Consider the following 4,503-nt stretch of genomic DNA (forward strand, 5'->3'; position numbering starts at 1 on the left):
TAGTCATACGATTACGTATGTGGTGACAGATATTGCTACCCGTCAATGTGCGATTATTGATCCTGTTTTAGATTTTGACATGGCATCTGGCACCATAAGCACGAGTTTTGCTGATAGCATCATTGAGCACATCGATGAACATGGATTTGAAGTTGAATGGATTTTAGAAACCCATGCCCACAGCGACCATATTTCTGCTGCCTGTTATATCAAGAAAAAACGCGGAGGGATGACCGGAATTGGCGAGCACATCACCAAAGTTCAGCATACCTTTAAGCGATTACTGAATCTTGATGATAGTTTTAAATGTAATGGCGAGCAATTTGAACAATTATTTGTGGATGAAGAACTCATTAAACTGGGGCATTTAGATATTCACATTATGCATACACCGGGTCATACACCAACCTGCGTCAGTTATCTCATTGAAGATGTTGTGTTTGTTGGCGACACGTTGTCTACGCCGGAGTTAGGCACCGTTAATGCTGATTTCCCTAATAGCAGCGCAATAACCTTGTACCATTCAATTCAACGAATATTGGCATTACCAAATTGCACTCGTGTGTTTGTTGGCCATGATCCACATGCACAAAAACGAGCGGATAATGGGTTAGAAACATCGGTGATTGCGCAAAAACGCTATAACAGTGTGGTAGGGGGAAATGTCACCCTAGCAGAGTTTATTAAACGGCATCAACAACGCCATATTGGCTCTGACATACAGCAACTATTATTAGCCGCTATTCAAATGAATATTCGTGCGGGTAATATGCCAATAGCTGAAGGTAGGGATAACTACTATCTTAAAATTCCGCTTAACCAACTCTAAAAGTGAATACACAATCAGTCATTAACACTGTTAGCAATTAATACCGTTAACAATTAATACCGTTAGCCATTAACCGCAGCCATCAGTAAATAATAAGCCATGAGCCACATAACGCTGACTCATGTTAAGTTAATTTATTTCCTATGAGGCACCAATGGAAAGCCATCTTGTTGCCATTGCATCATGCCACCGGCGACAGACATAGGTTTGCTAAAGCCCATATTCTGTAATGATGCTGCAGCCAGTGCAGAACGGCCACCGGTTCGACAAATAAGGTATATGTCTTTATCAGCTAGTTCATTTAACGCCAATACCCACTCACAGTGATGACTGACTAAAGGATGCTCGTGTATTTTCATCTCTAATACGCCACGAGGAAAATTCACCGCGCCTTCTATATGGCCCGTCGTAAACTCATCATGCTCACGAACATCGATAATGATCACATCAGGGTTAAGCATTGCCGTCAGTAGTTCTTGGGTACTCACTTCAATAATGTGGGTTTTAATCTCACTTATGTATTCTTGGGCAGTTTTCATGTGTACCTCGTGATGTTAAATAATGGATTTAGTTACAATGAATAGCGCCATTAGCACTAAAAACACGGCAAATATTTTTTGTAAAATCGCTTTGGGTAAATATTGATTTATCCATTGGCCAGCAATACTGCCGACAAGTCCGCCTGCAATCATGATGGCAATAATCGACCAATCAAACTCAACCCCTTTACTTGAAAGTAATGAGTAATATTTAGCAAAACCGACCAGTGAGTTCATCGAAATAATCAGTAAGCTGGTACCAATAGCCAGTGACATTTCAATACCGCCAAGTAACACCAGTGCAGGCACAATTAAAAAACCACCACCTACACCCACAAAACCGGTGACAACCCCAACCGCTAATCCTTGCGACAAGATTTTAGCGATATTTAGTTTGCCAGCTTGGTAGCGGCTAGATTGATTTCGCCACATCATCACCGCGCCAATGAGCATCAAAAGAACAAACACAGTGAGTTGTATGTCGCTACTAAAAAAGCTGCTGAGCCATGCGCCTAAATAGGTGCCTACCATGCCAGGTAAACCAAATAAAAACACATGAGGCCAAGAGACTTTTTTATGCTTAATAAAGCCTATGCTGCTGATTAAACTGATAGCACCCACAATGCACAATGACGAAGCGATAGCTAATTGGGGTTGCATTCCAATAAGGTAAAGCAACACCGGAACAGTAAGGATGGAGCCACCAGACCCTAATACACTCAGCACTAAACCAATTAATAATGCGCCAATGATTGCTTGTATCATCATGATTACTCTTAAGTTTAAAGCTGGTTAATCGGGATTTTTAAATACACAGTGCCGTTGTCTTCAGGGGCAGGCATTTGGCCTGCGCGAATATTGATTTGAATCGCGGGCAATATCAGCCTGGGCATCGGCAATGTGGCGTCTCGTTGTTGACGAAGCGTCACAAAAGCAGATTTGGTAATAGTGTTGTTAACATGGATATTGTGTTGTTTCTGTTGGATGACTTGAGTTTTAAATTGATGCCCGCGCCCCTCAGTAGGGTAGTCATGACACACATAGATATCTGTTGTATCTGGGAGAGTAAATAATGCCTGAATGGAATCGTACAAAGTATTGGCATCCCCACCTGGGAAATCACACCTAGCGGTACCCACATCTGGCATGAAAATGGTGTCTCCAACAAAGGCGGCCTGCTCATTAATAATATAAGCAAGATCAGCTGGAGTGTGACCCGGTGTGTGCATAACACGAATGGTCATATTACCGACTTGTAACTGCTCATTATGTTTAAATAGATGGTCAAATTGGCTGCCGTTAGGCAAAAAGCTAGCGTCTAGGTTAAATACCTTTTTAAAAGTCTGCTGGACTTCGGTGATGTGCTCGCCAATACCAATTTGGCCACCAATTTTGTCACGTAAATAACTGGCAGCAGATAAATGATCGGCATGAGCATGGGTTTCAAGTATCCATTTGACGGTTAACGCTTGGCGTTCAATCCAATGTAAAACCCGATTGGCATTTCGTGTGTCTGTTCGACCTGATTTATAATCAAAGTCTAAAACAGGGTCAATAATCACAGCAAACGATGTGGTATTATCAGCAACAACATAAGTGAACGTTTCACTGTCTTCATCTAAAAATTCATGGACACTAAAGGTTGAAATCATCACAAGCTCCTGTTAAATAGTGCACAGGGACTAAGCGTCCCTGTGCTTGCCACGGGTTAAAGCGACTTCTTACTAAAATACCAATCTACATAATCATAACCCTGGGATAATCGTGCTTTAGCGTCAGCAGTTGTTGCTGGTGGTGGCACTATAACGTCATCGCCAGGTTGCCAGTTTTCTGGGGTAGCAACGCCATTGGCGTCACTGGTTTGCAGTGCTTTTACTAATCGAACAAATTCATCTATAGAACGACCATTACTCATTGGGTAATACACCATGGCACGCAACATACCTTCGGGATCGATAATAAAGGTTGCGCGAACGGCAGCTGTGTCACTCGCACCGGGTTGGATCATGCCGTAGGCTTTAGCCACTTCCATTGATAAGTCGGAAATAATCGGGAAGGTTATTTCAACGCCAAAGTTTTCTTCAATGTTACGTACCCAAGCGATATGGGAATGAACACTGTCGATGGATAAACCGAGTAACTCAGTATTAAGCTTGGCAAATTCTTCTGCACGTTGAGCAAAGCCAATAAACTCAGTCGTACACACAGGGGTAAAATCCGCAGGATGGGAGAACAACACGAGCCACTTACCTTTATAGTCAGTAAGTGAGCGCATGCCATGTGTTGTTTTTGCGTTAAACGCAGGGGCTGGGCGGTTTAATTGCGGAAAAGAAACAATAGAATCAGTCATGTTATTACTCCAAAAAAATGGTTAAGTTAATGCAACTCTAATCTGTAAAGTAGATTGCAAATGTACTTAGTAATAGCAATTGCTAGGCCAATATTGGTTAGATGATAATAAATAACGTAAATAAAAATAAGTATCTGATTTTATGAGTTAAAATTTTAGATGTGATTAGTTGTTAGATAATTTTTACATTAGCCACACAATAAGTTGTGTTTAACTAGTGACATAAATGGCACAAAAGACAAAAATGACCACGTTAATTGTCGCAATAGCAAAACCGATCAAGCGATATTGGTGTTAGCAGTAAGGTCTCTGAAGTGTGTAATCAACAAGTCTGAGCATAAAGCCGCATTATATGGATTAGAAATAGAGCTGATTGCGGAACAAAAATTTATTTAACCGATAGCAATGTGAAGCGGGTCTTGATTATGCTTGTGAAGCCTATACCGTAATATCATTTAGGTTTATATTTTCGTAATCAAATATATGACTTAGAAAGAGTAATTCGTAAATGGAATTGGCCAAGCTTTCACGTATCAGTATGAAACACTTGATCACTTTGCATGTGATGCTTGATACCCTCAGTGTCACAGCTTGTGCTGAGCGGTTATGTCTAAGCCCATCGTCGGTGAGTAAAACCTTAAGTCAGCTAAGAGAAAGTTTGCATGATGAATTATTCTATCGTCATGGCAATTCACTCATCGCCACTGCATTAGCACGACGACTAGGCCCAAGTGTTAAGCAGATGATTAATGATATGAATCAGATCATGAACCAGGATGTGTTCA

Annotated in this window: 6 protein-coding genes; 2 read left to right on the forward strand and 4 right to left on the reverse strand. The window is 41.2% G+C overall.

The genetic code is table 11. The features are described 5' to 3' along the window. Window positions 1-829: MBL fold metallo-hydrolase (locus tag H5202_RS18160; protein ID WP_182773308.1), on the forward strand; the 829-nt coding region annotated here is incomplete at its 5' end. A gap of 134 nt (window positions 830-963) precedes the next feature. On the opposite strand, the gene H5202_RS18165 is transcribed toward H5202_RS18160, so the two are convergent. Genes H5202_RS18165 through H5202_RS18180 form a run of 4 tightly spaced genes read right to left on the reverse strand, consistent with a single transcriptional unit; the run spans window position 964 to window position 3,718 of the window. Continuing rightward, complete coding sequence (locus H5202_RS18165; RefSeq protein ID WP_182773309.1) at window positions 964-1,368, reverse strand: rhodanese-like domain-containing protein; 405 nt, start codon at window positions 1,366-1,368, stop codon at window positions 964-966. 15 nt (window positions 1,369-1,383) lie between these two features. Beyond that, window positions 1,384-2,136: a sulfite exporter TauE/SafE family protein gene (locus H5202_RS18170; protein ID WP_182773310.1), complete on the reverse strand. Its 753-nt coding sequence runs from the start codon at window positions 2,134-2,136 to the stop codon at window positions 1,384-1,386. A 14-nt stretch (window positions 2,137-2,150) separates the two neighbouring features. Beyond that, on the reverse strand, window positions 2,151-3,020 hold the full coding sequence (locus H5202_RS18175) for an MBL fold metallo-hydrolase (protein WP_182773311.1): 870 nt from the start codon (window positions 3,018-3,020) through the stop codon (window positions 2,151-2,153). Window positions 3,021-3,076: 56 nt separating this feature from the next. Further along, on the reverse strand, window positions 3,077-3,718 hold the full coding sequence (locus H5202_RS18180; protein WP_182773312.1) for a peroxiredoxin: 642 nt from the start codon (window positions 3,716-3,718) through the stop codon (window positions 3,077-3,079). Window positions 3,719-4,226: 508 nt separating this feature from the next. Between H5202_RS18180 and H5202_RS18185 the strand changes: the two genes are divergently transcribed. Then, on the forward strand, window positions 4,227-4,503 hold a 277-nt coding region (locus H5202_RS18185; protein ID WP_182773313.1), incomplete at its 3' end, for a LysR family transcriptional regulator.

The organism is Shewanella sp. SG41-4, from assembly GCF_014164505.1.
Classification (GTDB): domain Bacteria; phylum Pseudomonadota; class Gammaproteobacteria; order Enterobacterales; family Shewanellaceae; genus Shewanella.

What these genes read in the sequence shown, in the direction of transcription:
- H5202_RS18175 (WP_182773311.1), bottom strand. Translation starts at nt 3,020, where the DNA reads ATGATTTCAACCTTTAGTGTCCATGAATTTTTAGATGAAGACAGTGAA.
- H5202_RS18170 (WP_182773310.1), bottom strand. Translation starts at nt 2,136, where the DNA reads ATGATGATACAAGCAATCATTGGCGCATTATTAATTGGTTTAGTGCTG.
- H5202_RS18180 (WP_182773312.1), bottom strand. Translation starts at nt 3,718, where the DNA reads ATGACTGATTCTATTGTTTCTTTTCCGCAATTAAACCGCCCAGCCCCT.
- H5202_RS18165 (WP_182773309.1), bottom strand. Translation starts at nt 1,368, where the DNA reads ATGAAAACTGCCCAAGAATACATAAGTGAGATTAAAACCCACATTATT.